This is a genomic window from Kitasatospora sp. NPDC059160, from assembly GCF_042755465.1.
Classification (GTDB): domain Bacteria; phylum Actinomycetota; class Actinomycetes; order Streptomycetales; family Streptomycetaceae; genus Kitasatospora.
In genome coordinates, this window is the sequence record NZ_JBHZCN010000022.1 from 44,497 (window position 1) to 59,479 (window position 14,983).

The 14,983-nt window shown below is 72.7% G+C and carries 14 protein-coding genes; 6 read left to right on the top strand and 8 right to left on the bottom strand.

Going from position 1 to position 14,983, the window contains the following annotated elements; translation table 11 throughout:
* Positions 1-88 precede the first annotated feature (88 nt).
* Positions 89-805, bottom strand: coding sequence for a prepilin peptidase (locus ACFXOZ_RS12085; protein WP_375884600.1), 717 nt, complete (start codon positions 803-805; stop codon positions 89-91).
* Between the two features lie 321 nt (positions 806-1,126).
* Between ACFXOZ_RS12085 and ACFXOZ_RS12090 the strand changes: the two genes are divergently transcribed.
* Positions 1,127-2,341, top strand: a complete 1,215-nt coding sequence (locus ACFXOZ_RS12090; protein ID WP_375884597.1) for a pyridoxal phosphate-dependent aminotransferase — start codon at positions 1,127-1,129, stop codon at positions 2,339-2,341.
* Between the two features lie 206 nt (positions 2,342-2,547).
* On the opposite strand, the gene ACFXOZ_RS12095 is transcribed toward ACFXOZ_RS12090, so the two are convergent.
* On the bottom strand, positions 2,548-4,374 hold the full coding sequence (locus tag ACFXOZ_RS12095; RefSeq protein ID WP_375884595.1) for a phosphoenolpyruvate carboxykinase (GTP): 1,827 nt from the start codon (positions 4,372-4,374) through the stop codon (positions 2,548-2,550).
* Between the two features lie 285 nt (positions 4,375-4,659).
* Here ACFXOZ_RS12095 and ACFXOZ_RS12100 point away from each other — a divergent pair, with 285 nt between their 5' ends.
* On the top strand, positions 4,660-5,352 hold the full coding sequence (locus ACFXOZ_RS12100; protein WP_375884593.1) for a hemolysin III family protein: 693 nt from the start codon (positions 4,660-4,662) through the stop codon (positions 5,350-5,352).
* Here ACFXOZ_RS12100 and ACFXOZ_RS12105 read toward each other — a convergent pair.
* Positions 5,323-5,958, bottom strand: a complete 636-nt coding sequence (locus ACFXOZ_RS12105) for a hypothetical protein (protein ID WP_380589681.1) — start codon at positions 5,956-5,958, stop codon at positions 5,323-5,325. The genes ACFXOZ_RS12100 and ACFXOZ_RS12105 overlap by 30 nt on opposite strands.
* Positions 5,959-6,271: 313 nt before the next feature.
* Between ACFXOZ_RS12105 and ACFXOZ_RS12110 the strand changes: the two genes are divergently transcribed.
* Entirely contained in the window at positions 6,272-7,804 is a 1,533-nt protein-coding gene (locus ACFXOZ_RS12110; protein WP_380589683.1) for an MFS transporter, read from the top strand.
* A gap of 8 nt (positions 7,805-7,812) precedes the next feature.
* The gene (locus ACFXOZ_RS12115; protein WP_380529370.1) at positions 7,813-8,469 is read left to right on the top strand and encodes a TetR/AcrR family transcriptional regulator; all 657 of its coding nucleotides are present in this window, start codon (positions 7,813-7,815) and stop codon (positions 8,467-8,469) included.
* 56 nt (positions 8,470-8,525) lie between these two features.
* On the opposite strand, the gene ACFXOZ_RS12120 is transcribed toward ACFXOZ_RS12115, so the two are convergent.
* Together ACFXOZ_RS12120 and ACFXOZ_RS12125 are read right to left on the bottom strand one after the other, a co-directional pair.
* A complete protein-coding gene (locus ACFXOZ_RS12120; protein WP_380589686.1) occupies positions 8,526-9,410 on the bottom strand; it encodes a hypothetical protein in 885 nt (294 codons plus the stop codon).
* 8 nt (positions 9,411-9,418) lie between these two features.
* Positions 9,419-10,093 (bottom strand): papain-like cysteine protease family protein, encoded by a 675-nt coding sequence (locus ACFXOZ_RS12125; protein ID WP_380529367.1) that lies wholly within the window; start codon positions 10,091-10,093, stop codon positions 9,419-9,421.
* 262 nt (positions 10,094-10,355) lie between these two features.
* Here ACFXOZ_RS12125 and ACFXOZ_RS12130 point away from each other — a divergent pair, with 262 nt between their 5' ends.
* The gene (locus ACFXOZ_RS12130; protein ID WP_375884874.1) at positions 10,356-11,282 is read left to right on the top strand and encodes a hypothetical protein; all 927 of its coding nucleotides are present in this window, start codon (positions 10,356-10,358) and stop codon (positions 11,280-11,282) included.
* A 10-nt stretch (positions 11,283-11,292) separates the two neighbouring features.
* Here the strand turns inward: ACFXOZ_RS12130 and ACFXOZ_RS12135 are convergent, their stop codons facing one another.
* Positions 11,293-11,913, bottom strand: a complete 621-nt coding sequence (locus tag ACFXOZ_RS12135; RefSeq protein ID WP_380529365.1) for a hypothetical protein — start codon at positions 11,911-11,913, stop codon at positions 11,293-11,295.
* The gene (locus ACFXOZ_RS12140; RefSeq protein WP_380589688.1) at positions 11,910-13,583 is read right to left on the bottom strand and encodes an alpha/beta hydrolase; all 1,674 of its coding nucleotides are present in this window, start codon (positions 13,581-13,583) and stop codon (positions 11,910-11,912) included. The genes ACFXOZ_RS12135 and ACFXOZ_RS12140 overlap by 4 nt, the downstream gene beginning before the upstream one ends.
* A gap of 89 nt (positions 13,584-13,672) precedes the next feature.
* Between ACFXOZ_RS12140 and ACFXOZ_RS12145 the strand changes: the two genes are divergently transcribed.
* Positions 13,673-14,050 carry a hypothetical protein gene (locus ACFXOZ_RS12145; protein WP_380529361.1) on the top strand — a complete coding sequence of 126 codons (378 nt, stop codon included), beginning with the start codon at positions 13,673-13,675 and terminating at the stop codon, positions 14,048-14,050.
* 27 nt (positions 14,051-14,077) lie between these two features.
* On the opposite strand, the gene ACFXOZ_RS12150 is transcribed toward ACFXOZ_RS12145, so the two are convergent.
* Positions 14,078-14,941 carry a GNAT family N-acetyltransferase gene (locus ACFXOZ_RS12150; RefSeq protein ID WP_380589691.1) on the bottom strand — a complete coding sequence of 288 codons (864 nt, stop codon included), beginning with the start codon at positions 14,939-14,941 and terminating at the stop codon, positions 14,078-14,080.
* Between the last annotated feature and the right edge of the window lie 42 nt (positions 14,942-14,983).

Here is a 14,983-nt window from a genome sequence, read left to right on the forward strand (position 1 = left end):
CTCCCCACGGCGCGCCACTCCTTGAGGGTGGGGCCGGCGCGCCGACGGAGGGGCCCGTCGTACCGGTCCGGTACGGCGGGCCCTTCCGCTACCGCGCGAGCACCGCGGTGAGCGCGCCCAGCAGCAGGAAGGGGCCGACCGGGACCTCCAGCCCGCGCCACGGGCGACGGCGGACCAGCAGGGCGGCGACCCGCAGGGTGCCCCACAGGCCGGCGAGCACCACCGCGGCGGCCAGCCCGCCGATCGCGACCCACCAGCCGTACCAGCCCAGCAGCCCGCCCAGGGCGAGCCCGAGCGGCGAGTCACCGGGGCCCAACGCGCCGATCTGGACGGCCACTTCGAGCAGCGCGCCGACCGCCAGCGCGACCAGCAGGCAGCGCAGCAGCACCCCCGGGCGCCCCTCGGCCAGGGCCGCCACCGCCAGCAGCACGGCCACCCCGGCCAGCAGCGGCCCGGTCAGCCGGTACGGCAGCCGGCGCACCCGGGCGTCGGTGAAGCCGAGCGCCACCCCGAGCGCGCCCGCCCAGGCGAGCGCCGCCGCCTGCGGGCCGTCCGCCGCGCAGGCGACCGCGACCGCGACCGCCGCGGCGACCGCCTCCACCGCCCCCGGGCCGGCCCCCAGCCGCTCCCGGCAGCCCGGGCAGCGACCGGTCGGCGGCAGCAGCCGCCCCACCGGGCGCCCGCACAACGGGCAGGCCTCGCACCAGGGTTCGCCCTCGGGCACGGCGAACCGGGCGACCAGCGCGCGCAGCGCGGGAGCCACCAGGAGAGCGGCCAGCACCGCTCCGGCCACGACCGTCACCACCGGCACTCCCCGCTTCCCCGTCGACTTCTCCCGGTCGGCCCCTCCCCGACGGCTTCTCCCCGCCGACCGGCCGACCGACCGGCCCCATCTTCCCGCCCGGGACAGACGGCCGGTGTGCCGTCCGTCTCGTTCCGGCGAAGAATCCACCGCAGAGATCGACGGCGTTCCTCGCATACACGAGCATTACGGACATTCGGGCAGCGGTTTGGAAGGCCGTTCGACACCCCCGCCTGGCGATCCAAGGAAGCCCTTCCGAGCCCGGCGAGCCGTCTCCCCGGACACCCGGCGCCGGGCCCCGGCGTGCCCCTAAAGTAGGCAGGCATGCAGGTCATCCAGTCCAGCAAGCTCGCCAACGTCTGCTACGACATCCGCGGCCCGGTGCTCGACGAGGCGATGCGGCTGGAGGAACAGGGCCACCGCATCCTCAAGCTCAACACCGGCAACCCGGCCACCTTCGGTTTCGAGGCGCCCCCGGAGATCCTCCAGGACATCCTGCGCAACCTCGCGAACGCGCACGGGTACGGCGACTCCAAGGGCCTGCTCTCGGCCCGCCGCGCCGTGGTGATGCACTACGAGGACCGCGGCCTGCACGGCCTCTCGGTCGACGACGTCTTCCTCGGCAACGGCGTCTCCGAGCTGATCCAGCTCGCCATGACCGCGCTGCTGGACGACGGCGACGAGGTGCTCGTCCCCGCGCCGGACTACCCGCTGTGGACGGCCTCGGTCTCGCTGGCCGGCGGCACCGCGGTGCACTACCGCTGCGACGAGCAGTCCGAGTGGTACCCGGACCTCGCCGACATCGAGGCCAAGGTCACCGACCGGACCAGGGCCATCGTGGTGATCAACCCGAACAACCCGACCGGCGCGGTCTACCCGCGCGAGGTGCTGGAGGGCATCGCCGAGATCGCCCGCCGGCACCAGCTGGTGGTCTACGCGGACGAGATCTACGACAAGATCCTCTACGACGACGCCGAGCACGTCCCGCTGGCCACCCTGGCCCCGGACCTCTTCTGCGTCACCTTCAACGGACTGTCCAAGGCCTACCGGGTCGCGGGCTTCCGCTCCGGCTGGATGGTGCTCTCCGGCGACCGGCAGCGCGCCCGCAGCTACATCGAGGGCCTGACCGTGCTCGCCTCGATGCGGCTGTGCGCCAACATGCCGGCCCAGCACGCGGTGGCCGCCGCGCTCGGCGGACGGCAGTCGATCAAGGACCTGCTGCTGCCCGGCGGCCGGCTGCTCGCCTCCCGCGACGCCGCGTACGAGCTGCTCAACCAGATCCCGGGCGTGAGCTGCGTCAAGCCGAAGGGCGCGCTGTACGCCTTCCCCCGGCTGGACCCGAAGGTCTACAAGATCAAGGACGACGCCCAGATGGTGCTCGACCTGCTGCGCTCCCAGCGGATCCTGCTGGTCCAGGGCACCGGCTTCAACTGGCCCGAGCCGGACCACTTCCGGCTGGTCACGCTGCCGCGGCCGGAGGAGATCACCGACGCGGTGACCAGGATCGGCGACTTCCTCAGCGGCTACACCCAGCCCTGACCCGCCGTGACCCGCCGTGACCCGCCCTACCGGCGGGGAAACGCGCGTGGGGAGCACGCGCGGGAAAACACTACGGCCGGAGTCCCGGGCCCGGGTGGTCTCCTTGGTCGGGGAAAGACCACCCGGCGGAACTCCGGCCGTCCTGCCACTCGGTCGGCGCGCGGTTCGTGCCGCGCGCCGACCTCTCGCTCGGCTGAGGCTCAGGCTCAGCCGAGGCGCGCGACCAGGCTCCGGTACTCGTCCCACAGCTCCTTCGGGGTGTGGTCGCCGAACAGCTCCAGGTGGGCCGGCACCAGCGCGGCCTCCTGGCGCCAGATGTCGGCGTCCACGGTGAAGAGCAGGTCGAGGTCCTCCTCGGACAGCTTGAGGTCGCCCAGGTCGAAGCCCTCGACCTTCGGCAGCACGCCGATCGGGGTCTCGACGCCGTCGGCGGTGCCCTCCAGGCGCTCGACGATCCACTTGAGCACGCGGCTGTTCTCGCCGTAGCCGGGCCAGACGAACTTGCCCTCGGTGTTCTTGCGGAACCAGTTGACGTAGTAGATCTTCGGCAGCTTGGCGGCGTCCGCCTGGGCGCCGACCTCCAGCCAGTGGGCGAAGTAGTCGCCCATGTTGTAGCCGCAGAACGGCAGCATCGCGAACGGGTCGCGGCGCAGCTCGCCGACGGTGCCCTCGGCGGCGGCGGTCTTCTCGGAGGCGATGTTGGCGCCCAGGAAGACGCCGTGCTGCCAGTCGAAGGACTCGGTGACCAGCGGGACGGCGGTGGCCCGGCGGCCGCCGAACAGGATCGCCGAGATCGGCACGCCCGCCTGGTCCTCCCACTCGGGGGCGATGGTCGGGCACTGCGCGGCCGGGACGGCGAAGCGGGCGTTCGGGTGGGCGGCGGGGGTGCCGGACTCGGGGGTCCAGTCGTTGCCGCGCCAGTCGGTGAGGTGTGCCGGGGGCTCCTCGGTGAGGCCCTCCCACCACACGTCGCCGTCGTCGGTGAGGGCGACGTTGGTGAAGACGGTGTTGCCCCAGAGGGTGTCGATGGCGTTGGCGTTGGTGTCCACGCCGGTGCCGGGGGCGACGCCGAAGAAGCCGGCCTCGGGGTTGATGGCGTACAGGCGGCCGTCGGCGCCGAAGCGCATCCAGGCGATGTCGTCGCCGATGGTCTCGACCTTCCAGCCCGGGATGGTCGGCTGGAGCATGGCCAGGTTGGTCTTGCCGCAGGCCGACGGGAAGGCGGCCGCGACGTACTTGACCTCACCGGACGGCGGGGTGAGCTTGAGGATGAGCATGTGCTCGGCCAGCCAGCCCTCGTCACGGGCCATGGTCGAGGCGATGCGCAGCGCGTAGCACTTCTTGCCGAGCAGGGCGTTGCCGCCGTAGCCGGAACCGAAGGACCAGATCTCCCTGGTCTCCGGGAAGTGTGAGATGTACTTGGTGCTGTTGCACGGCCACGGCACGTCCGCCTCGCCCTCGGCGAGCGGGGCGCCGACGGTGTGCACGGCCTTGACGAAGTCACCGTCCTCGCCGAGCTGCTCCAGCACGGCCTTGCCCATGCGGGTCATCACGCGCATCGACACCGCGACGTAGGCGGAGTCGGTGATCTCGACGCCGTACGCGGCCAGCGGGGAGCCGACCGGGCCCATCGAGAAGGGCACGACGTACATCGTGCGGCCCTTCATCGCGCCGCGGAACAGGCCCTGCTCGCCCTGGAAGACCTCGCGCATCTCGGCGGGGGCCTTCCAGTGGTTGGTCGGTCCGGCGTCCTTCTCCTGCTCGGAACAGATGAAGGTGCGGTCCTCCACGCGCGCGACGTCGGACGGGTCCGAGGCGGCGTAGTAGGAGTTGGGGCGCTTCTCCTCGTTCAGCTTCTTGAAGGTGCCCTGAGCCACCAGCAGGTCCGCGAGGCGCTGGTACTCCTCGTCGGAACCGTCGCACCACTCGATGCGGTCCGGCTGGGTGAGCTCGGCGATCTCGCTCACCCAAGCGAGCAGCTGCTTGTGGCGGGTGGGCGCGGATGCGCTGAGAGCAGAGATCTCGTACGACACGATCGCTCCGTTTCACGCCGTCCCGGCGGGGAGACGGCGTAGCGGGGGTCTGAGGGTGCTTGCAGCGTAGACCCGGCTATTGGCCTCCAACGCGGCACTGCGGCGAAATTGACGCATCTTTTACTACAGTAAGTACGATTACCGGCCAGTAGCCCGTCCCTCACGTCCGAGCCGGAGTGTGCGGCGCCACACTCCGATTGCTCCAAAACGTCCAAGAGTGATGAGCACCACTTCCTTACGCGTCAGTAACCTACGGTGCCGTAGGTAGCAGGTAGCATGCTGCCCATGACTGCTGCTGCGCTCGCGGAGAGCACTGGGGAGGACCCGGCCGAGCGCCGGGAGGACAAGCCGAAGTGGCGCGGCTGGCTGCACGCCGGGATGTTCCCCGCCACCGTCGCCGCCGGGATCGTGCTGATCTGCCTGGCCGACTCCACACCGGCCAAGATCGCCTGCGCGGTCTACTCGGTCAGCGCCTGGTTGCTGTTCGGCGTCAGCGCGGTCTACCACCGCTTCGACTGGGGCCCGCGCGGGGACGCCGTGCTCCGGCGGCTGGACCACGCGAACATCTTCCTGATCATCGCGGGCACCTACACGCCGTTCACGATCCTGCTGCTCAACGGCGCCGACCAGCAGATACTGCTCTGGGTCGCCTGGGGCGGGGCGCTCGCCGGGATCGCCTTCCGGGTGTTCTGGGTCGGCGCGCCGCGCTGGCTGTACACCCCGGTGTACATCGCGCTGGGCTGGGCCGCCGCCTTCTTCCTGCCGGACTTCCTGCGCACCGGCGGGGTCGCCGTCCTGGTGCTGATGATCGTCGGCGGGGTGCTCTACAGCATCGGCGGCGTGGTGTACGGGCTCAAGCGGCCCAACCCCTCACCGCGCTGGTTCGGCTTCCACGAGGTGTTCCACGCCTTCACCCTCGGAGCCTTCATCGTCCAGTACGTCGGCGTCTCACTGGTGGCGTACAGCGCGGCCGGCTGAACCCGGCGCACCTCGACGGGCGGTCGTCCGGTCCGTGGACCGGGTGGCCGCCCGTTCGGCCGTCCAGGGCCGCTCGTACCCGGTGCGGGCCTGCGGGCGGCGCGGGTACGGCGGGTGGTCGGCGGCGCCCGGCTCCGGATCCGGCTCCGGGCCGACCGCGTGCTGCGACCGTGCCCGCTGCGCCTCTTGGACCTGCGGCGTCTCCCGCGCCTGCTGCGCCTGCCGCGTCTGCTGCGCCTGCGACCGTGACCGCCCGGGGCGCACCGCCGCCGCGGACTCCGGCAGCACCGACCCGGCCGCCGCTCCGACCCGGCCGCGCGCCTGCCGCTCGTCCAGCGCCTCCCGGGCCCGGCGGCAGCGCTCGCAGTGCGCGGCGTCCGGGATGCCGCGCCGCGGCCGGTGCCCGGCCCGGGACGGCCGCCGGTGCGTCGCCTGCCAGCGCCGGCCGACGTACACCATGACCAGCAGCGTCTCGATCCCGGCGACCACGAGCACCAGGGGCGCCCCGTTGATCAGGTAGGCCGCGACCACGGCCAGCGCGGAACCCACCACCACGGCCCCGCCCCACACCTGGGCACGCGCCTGCCTGTCGTCACTGTCGGCCACTTCGGCTCCCCTTTCCCGGCGCCGGGCTCGTGGTCGGCTCCTGCCGCCCCACCCCTTCTCCGCTCTCGGCACGCGTCCGGCCAGCACTGACCGATTGCCACATGGTATCTACCGACAGTCACCCGGAGCCGCCCCGGGGCGGCGAACGACAGATCAACGTTGCGTCAATTCCTTGTGCGGAAGCAGCACTTCCAGGACACACCACGGAGAGTGATCAGATCATCGCACCACTTTTGAATTGACGGTCGGCCTCTTTTGAGAGTTACTGTCATTTGACAGAAGCTTTCTCGAACCGCAGTCCCTGGAGGTCGCCGTGCCCGCCGACCCGCGCCGCTGGCTCGCCCTGGTCGCCGTCGCCCTGAGCGTCCTGGTGATCAGCTTCGACATGACGATCCTCAACGTCGCCCTGCCCACCCTGGCCTCGCAGTTGCAGGCCACCACCGGGCAGCAGCAGTGGATCGTCGACGCCTACACCGTGGTCTTCGCCGCCGCGATGCTCCCGGCCGGCCTGCTCGGCGACCGCATCGGCCGCCGCCGCACGCTCACCGTCGGCCTCGCCCTGTTCGGACTCGCCTCCGCCGTCGGCATGCTCACCGACTCGCCCGGCACCCTGGTCGCCGCCCGCGCCGCGATGGGCCTGGCCGCCGCCCTGGTCATGCCGATGTCGCTGGCGGTCATCCCCGGGATCTTCCCGGCCGGCGAGCGCCGCCGGGCCACCGCGATCCTCTCCGCCGCGATCGCCGGCGGCGCCCCGCTCGGGCCGCTGATCGGCGGCCTGCTGCTCCAGCACTTCTGGTGGGGCTCGGTCTTCGCCGTCAACGTCCCGCTCACCGTGCTCGGCATGGTCGCCTGCCTCCTGCTGCTGCCCGAGACCCGCAACCCCGCCGCACCCCGGATCGACCTGCCCGCGACCGCCCTCGCCGCCACCGGCCTCGGCGCGCTCACCTACGGCATCATCGAGGGCTCCGACCGCGGCTGGGCCGACCTCCTGGTGCTCACCACCCTGGCCGGCTCGGTGGTGCTGCTCACCGCCCTGGTGCTGCGCAGCCGCCGCCGGAGCGATCCGATGCTCGACCTCGCCCTGCTCGCCGACCCGACCTTCCGCTGGTCCTCGGTCGCCGCCACCCTGATCTCGCTCGTCCTGTTCGGCGCCTTCTTCGTCCTGCCGCTCTACTTCCAGAGCGTGCTCGGCACCGACGCCCTCGGCTCCGGACTGCGGCTGATGCCCATGATGCTCGGCCTGCTCGTCGCCGCCCGGCTCAGCGAACGGCTGGTGGCGCGGCTCGGCGCCCGCGCCGTGATCACCCTCGGCCTGGCCCTGCTCGCCGCCGCCCTGCTGTTCGGCAGCCGCACCGGCAGCGCCGACGGGTACGGGCGGGCCGCGCTCTGGCTCACCGTCCTCGGCCTCGGCATGGGCCTGGCCCTGATCACCGCCCAGGGCTCCGCCCTGATCACCCTGCCGCCCGCCCGGGCCGGCGTCGGCTCCGGACTGCTCCAGACCCTGCGGCAGGTCGGCGGCGCGATCGGGATCGCCGTCTTCGGCAGCCTGCTGGCCGGGTCCTACCGGGGCGCGCTGGACACCGGCGGGCTCCCCGCCGAGGCGGCGCACCGGGCCGGGGCGTCGGTGGTCGCCGCCGACGCCGTCGCCCGGGAGAGCGGGCGGCCGGCGCTCGCCGCCGCGGCACACGTGGCGTACGTGCACGGGATGGGGCTGGTACTGCTGGTCGCCGGGCTGGTCGCGGCGTTCTCGGCGGTCCTGGTCGCGGCCCGGATGCCGGCCGGGGAACCCACCCGGGACACCCCCGCCGACCGGCCCGAACCCGCCACCGCCGGAGATCACCGATAATCGGGGCCATGAAGACCGAGCAGCCGACCGCGGCCCTCCCGGACGCCCCGACCAACCCGGTCCAGGCACTGCTGGAGGCGCCGCTGTCGCTGCGCGAGCGGAAGAAGTTGAAGACCCGGCAGACCGTGCGCCGCGAGGCCTACCGCCTGTTCGCCGAGCAGGGCTACGAGAACACCACGGTCGAGCAGATCGCCGCCGCCGCCGAGGTCTCCCCCTCCACCCTCTTCCGGTACTTCGCCACCAAGGAGGACCTCGTCCTGACCGACGAGTACGACCCGGCGATGATCGCCGCCCTGCTCGCCCGGCCGGCCGACGAACCCTTCCTGCGGTCCTGCCGGGAGGCCCTCATCGGCCTGATCCGCGCCCTGCTCCAGCACGAACGCCAGGAACTGCTGACCCGGATGCGGCTGGTCACCGAGGTCCCCGCGCTGCGCGCCGGACTGTTCCGGACCGGCAACAGCCCGCACGAGCTGTACCTCTCCGTCCTCACCCGGCGGGCGGGCGTCGAGCACCCCACGTACGAGATGCGGGTCACGGCCGCCGCCATCGGCGCCGCCACCGCCGAGGCCGTGCTCCAGTGGGCCGCGCAGGACGGCCGGGAGGACATCGCCGACCTGGTCGACCGCACCTTCGCGCTGCTGGAGAGCGGCTTCGCCGGGGTGTGAGCGCACGGTGACGTGACGGGGCCCGGCTCGGTGGAGAGCCGGGCCCCGTCGCGGTCTCAGCGGTTGCCCCGCCTGCGCCGCAGTACCGCGCCGGCGCCCACCAGCGCGGTGGCGCCGAGCGCGGCGGCCGCCGTCACGGCCGGCAGCGCCGAGCCGCCGTCCGCCCCGGCCGGGGCAGCCTCGGCCGCCCCCGCGGCGTTCACCTCGTAGCCGCCGCCCTTGCCCTCCCGGTCGTACGCCGAGCCGGGCAGCTTGTCCCCGTACCGCTGGTGCACCAGCTGCTGGTACCCGGCCAGCGACACCCCGCCCGCGCCCACCGAGCGCCGGGCCTCGTCGTCCAGCGGCAGCACCCGGCCGTCGCGCAGCACGTACCAGGCGTTGACCTGCGGCTCCCGGAAGGCCGTACCGCCGCCGCTGCCGGCCGCCTTCGCCGCGTAGTCGCTCTCGTCACCGCCGGAGGCGATGTTGACGACCCGCCAGGAGTCGCCCTGGCGGACCGTCCAGACCGAGGCGCTCTGCCCGTCCGCCGCGACCACCTTGCTCGCCGTGAACTCGGCCTTCGCCACCGGTGCGCCCGGGGTGCCGGACACGAAACCGGCGTCCAGGGTGTAGACCGGCACGGTGTCCCCGGCCAGGCGGGGCGCCGCGTCGCTCGCCGCCTTCGCCTCCTCGGCGGCACCGATGGTCAGTTGTCGGGTCGGCGGGACGCCCTTGCGGGCGAAGAAGTGGCCCACCTTGTCGAGCACCGCCGGGTCCTGGACGGCGCTGCGGGCCCCGGCCAGGTCGGCGGCGGGCACCGGCACGGGTGCGCCGGGTGCCGGTGCGCCCGCTGCGGGTGCCTCGGGTGCGTCGGCCTGCGCGGCCGGGGCGAGCGCCAGCGCGAGGCCGGCGGCGAGCAGGACGGTGACGGCGGCCCGGCGGGCCGTACTGAGCTCGGTCATGGTCGTCCTCACGCGCCGATCCGGTACAGGGAGTGGGTCCAGGAGAACGTGTTGTTGTTCACGTAGTACGAGTAGTCCGCCCAGTTGTAGCGGTAGTTGGACGGCCACGGGTCGCCCCAGTAGACCCAGTTGTTGCCGGTGTCGTACCCGTACAGGACGTGCATGTGCCCGCCGCCCGAGCTCCACTGGATGCGCGTCTCGATCGGACGGTTGGCGTCCACCTCGGACTGCACGGTGGTGTAGCGCAGGTACCCGGTGACGTACGAACCCGGGTTGATGCCGACCCAGTCCAGCCCGTTCTGCACGTCGGCCAGCGAGGCCTGGCTGTTCGGGCAGCTGGAGTCGACCGAGCGGCCGAACGCGGCGTTGCAGAACTGGTTCTGGCTGTAGTTGTAGCCGAACCAGGTGGCGATGGTGTTCCCGCTCGCCGCCCAGCACCAGTTGGTCTGCTGTTGCTGCTGCATGGTGATGTTGAGCTTCTTGAACGTGCCGGCCAGATCGGCCGTGCTGCCGGGCGCCGCCGCCGGGCGGACCTGGTGCGCGGCCCGGTGGAGGGCGGGGGCGGGGGCGGCCGTGGGCGTGGCCGACGCCGGGGTGCTCACCGCGGCGGTCAGCGCCGGGCCCAGCACGCCCAGGGCCAGCAGCGAGACCGCGCGGCGCAGCCGTATCCGTGGAACTGGCATGGGGGAATGCCTCCTTGCACGAGTGGAGCGAGGTGCTGTGGGGGGCGCGGTCCGGATCGCGCCCCGAGCATCGCGCCGCACTCCGGGCCCGGTCAACGGCCCCGGACCGGCCCCGACCGCGCTGTGAACGGGCCCGCGCGGATGTGAACCGCAGCCGGGAAACCCCGGCGCGAGCTGCCCGGACCGGTGACAAACCGCCGCCCGGATGTGAATATTCACGGTCAAAACCCGGAACCCGGTCCGCGCCCGCCAGGAGGCCGCCATCCACCGAAGCGACCCAGCCGACCTCGCCGCCGCCCTGCGCACCGGCCCGTTCCACCTCGCCCTGCGCACCGCCATCGCCACCCGCGGCCTCGCCCTGCACCGCATCCGCCGCCACCTCGCCCTGCGCGGCGTCAACGTCGGCCTCACCAGCCTCAGTTACTGGCAACAGGGGCGCCGCCGGCCCGAACGCCCCGAATCACTACGCGCCGTCGCCGCCCTCGAAGACGTCCTCGACCTCCCCGAGCACTCCCTCACCCGGCTCCTCGGCCCCCGCCGCACCGCGGCGGCCGCCGGACCCCCCGTCCGCCCCTACCGCGACCTGATCTCCCCGCCCACCGCCGTCGACGGCCTGCTCGCCGTCCTCGCCGGCCCCCGCGACACCGGCCTGCACACCATCACCCACATCGAACGCATCCGCGTCGGCCCCGACCGCCAACTCACCCGCCGCGACTCCCAACACGCCCTGCGCGCCCACCGCGACGGCATCGACCGCTACCTCGCCCTCCACCAGGGCGACCCCGGCAGCGACACCGCCCTCGTCGGCGTCCGCGCCGAGGAGAACTGCCGCCCCGGCCGCATCCGCCGCGACCAGACCCACCACCTCCTCGCCGCCGAACTCCTCCTCGACCGCCGCCTGCGCGCCGGCGACACCCACCTCCTCGGCTACGGCTTCGACGACGCCCCCTCCCCCACCCCCAGCTGCGAGTACGTCCGCGGCTTCAACTCCGGCGCCGGCCAGTACGTCCTCCAGATCACCTTCCACCCCGCCGCCCTCCCCGTCCGCTGCCACCGCATCGCCCTCCACTCCCCCGGCGCAGCCCCGTACGAGACGGAGGAGTTGACCCTCGACGGCCACCACTGCGTCCACCTGGTCGCCACGGCGATCCGCCCGTGCATCCTGGGCATCCGGTGGGACTGGGAGTGAGGCGGCGAGGTCAGTGCGACCAGTACGGGTCGTCGACGTCGGGGGCGGGGGACCGGCCGGCCTCTCGCTCGCCGATCGGAGGGGCGCCGTAGTCCTGCTCGGACCGGTAGTACACCCCGAAGGCATCCGCGCTCAGGTCCACCGTCACGGCCGAGTCGGCGGTGACGGTCGTCACCGAGACCGTGACCAGGGTGCTCCCCCGCCCGGGGCAGTGAAGCTGGGTGTACTGCGTCGTCTGACTGCCCGTGGTGGTGTCGGAGCGCCGGCAATCCCCGCCCCAGAACTGCGTCATCCGGTCCAACAACACCGGAACCTTCGCGGGCACCACCTTCGTCCGGACCAACGCCACTTCACGGACGTCGGAGCGCAGGTTCGGCTCGCCGTCGGCGTGCTCCTGACGTCGGTCCACGATGTAGGAACCGCCGGAGTAGGCCAGCGGCGGGCTGATCGCTGCCATGGCCGCCCGCAGGGTCTCGTCGAGTTGCGCCTTCGCCTCACTCGGGCTCAGCAGGCCGGCGCCCCGGTCCATCAGGGCCATCGGGCCGTACCCGTTGTAGAACAGCCCCACCCCGGTGGCCAGGACGACCACCGCCGCCACGGAACAGCCCAGCGTGCGTCGCGGCCGCTTCACCCGCGTTGACCCTGCAGTGTGACGCCCCCGCTGCCCGTGACGACGGCCGCGATGTTGTCCAGCGAGGGCCCACCCCGCCCGTTCAGGTACTTGGTGTGCGCATCGACGGGGTTGCCACGGCTCCAGTCGTCGACGGTGAAGCGGTTCGCACCGAAATGCTTGCTGGACGGATCCCTGCCGTACCAGCGCTCGTCCGGGTCGAGGCTGAACTTCGACGGGGCGTGCGTCACGACGTCGTTGGCGGCGGCACCGACCCAGACGTGACCAGCGGGCATCCTGAGGTCGGCGGCCTTGTCCACGCCGACGCCCGGGCTGCCGATGAAGACCACGTCGTCCGGCGGCACGTAGTGCGACCCCGGCTGGGTGGCGAGCCTGGTCGCCTGACCGACCAGGTACGACCCGTAACTGTGCCCGACCGCGGTGACGTGCGGGGGCTGGGTGCCCTCGTGGCTCGCCCGCACTCCGCTCAGGAAGTTCGCGTACGCCGGGGCACCGTCCTTGCCCGCCTTCGTCGACGCGGCTCCGAAGTCCATTCCCGGCGAGTCGTAACCGAGCCAGACCACGGAGGCGACGGAATGGCCGGCCGGGGCCTTGCCGCTCGCGGCGCGGTAGAGGTTGAGGCCGTTCTCCGCCTCGTTGGTCCCGTCGTTCTCCCCGGGCCCGAGGCTCGCCATGGTGGTGGTGATCCCCGGGACGTAGGCGGAGATGTCGGTGGCGGTGTCGGGGTTCCCGTAGGAGAGGATCGCCCGCCCCTGGCCCTCACTTCCGAGGCCGAGCAAGTAGATCGGCGGCTCCTTCCCCGTGTTCTCCGAAAGGCGCTTGTCGATGGGCCCGTAGAGCGCGAGGAAGTGCTTCTCGCCGGAGTTCAGCTCCCCCGGCTTCTTGTCCCTGATGTCCTTCATCAGATGGTCCAGTTGGTCGCGGTTCACCCTGTCCCGCACCTCCGCCGGAATGCCGTCCAGATTCCCGAGCACCTCCGGGTGGTGGCTGAGGAACCACTGCTGGCCCTGCGGGCCGAGCCCCTTCCACCAGGAGTTGACCTCGGTGGCAGGCGCGCCCTTGAGCGGCATGTTCCGCCGCCACTCCGGGTTGGACGCATCGCCGAACTGTTCCATGTACGCATCGGCGCCGGCCGTCTTCTCGTCCAGGCCCGACTTGTCCTTGGCGTGCCCGGCGAACCTGTTGAGCCCGGCGGTCAGGGCGTCGTCGGCCTCCGCCGCGTCGGCCAGCGCCTTGGCGATCTGCTTGCTGATCCCGTCGGCGGCTGTCTTCTGCTTGGCCTCCCAGTCCGGCGCCTGGTACGGATTGGTCGACGCGGGCCAGCTCACGGCACCGGTGTCACTGACCGTGAAGCCCTTCGCCTGCGCATCCGACAGTGCGGTGGTGAGCCTGCCCTGGGCCAGCGTCATGGCATCGGCGCAGTCACGGATCTCCTTGCCGATCAGGCCGAGCTCCGTCACCGCCGCACGCATCTTGCCGGTGAAACCGTCGAGCACCGGCATCGCGGCGTCGGCCGCCGGCCCCGACCACTGGGAGCCGTGGGCCCGGTCGGCGGTCCCGCTCTTCCAGTCCGTGGCGTGTTGCGCCATGGCCTTGCACAAGGTGTCGTACGCCCCTGCGGCCGTGTACAGGTCCGCCGGTCTGGCGTTCCTCAGGCTTGCGATGTCCATCCCCGCACCCCCTGTGTGCCCTGTGTCCCCCACGACACTCACAGCTACCATAGCGTCCGCGACCGACGCGGCTGTCAGGGGGAAACCGCATGGGACAGGACCCGGGATTCACCGTCAAACCAGGCGAGTTGGCCGCTGCCGGGAGCAATGCGCTGACGGTCGCCGGGAAGGTCCCCGAGGAGACGGCGAAGCTCGCGGAGCCGAGCGCCACGGCCGCCGGGAGCCTGGCCGGGTGGCAGAGCGGGGCGGCGCTGACGGGGTGCGGCAGTGCGTGGAAGACCTTGCTGGACGGGCTCGCCACCGACATGAAGACCGCCGGGGGCCATCTGATCACCTGCGCGCACGACTACCGGAACACCGACCACCGGAACGCCGACCACCTGCCGCCACCGGCGGCGGCGTCCCACGACCCCTTCGAGACGAAGGTGGCCGGGGTGGCCGGCGTCCACCTCACCAGGGACGCGTGACGCCTTGCCGCGTTCCGCGCAACTCCGTTACGGCGTCCGGAAGTCCACCACCAGGCAGTCCTCCACCGGCCGGTAGCCGATCTGCTGGTAGATGGAGTTGCTGGTCGGGTTGGCGAGGTCGGTGTAGAGCAGCACCTCCTGCGCCCCCAGGCCGAGCGCGTGGGCGGAGGCCGCCGCGGTGACGGCGCTGGCGTAGCCGCGGCCGCGGCGGTCGGCGGGGGTGTAGACCGGGCCGATGCGGGACATTCCGGCGAGCACGGGGCTGGCGCCGGCCAGGGCGACCGGGGTGCCCGCGTCCTCCCAGAGGTGGAGGCTGCCGGAGGCCAGCTTGTCGTCCACCGCCCGGGCCACGTCGGAGGGGGCGATCTCGACTTCGCGCAGGAACTCCTCGTACCAGCGGATCGCCAGTTCCCGGTCGGGCGGTCCGGCGAGCCGGGGCCGGCCGGCGGGCGGGCGCGGCGGGTCGGTGAGCCGGCCGAGCCGGTAGAGCCGCTCCTCGACCCGGACGGAGTGGTCGATGCCGGTGGCGGCCGTCCAGGCCTCGGCGAAGGCGCGGACCGGCTCGGCCCCGCCGCCGACTCCGGCGACCTCGGTGAACCCGGGGCCGGCCTCGGCCAGGCGGACCGCCAGCTCGGCGGCCAGAGCCGGGGGCATGGCGGAGAGCCGGGGGGCGAACGGCGGGGTCTGCAGGAAGGCGCCCTCGACCGGTCCGCCCGGTCCGGCCCGCCACCAGCCGAAGACCGGCGGCCGCTCCCCGAAGGCGTCGAGGCCGGCTCCGGCGAGCCGGTGGGCGACGGTGAGCAGGACGGTGTTCTCGGCCGGGCGGGTGGCCAGGAAGTCGCCCGCGTGGTGGCGGAAGTCGTCGAGCGAGGTGCTGAGCGTCCAGGTCATGGACCATCTTCACCCCGCTCGACGCCCGTGCGCCAACGGTTA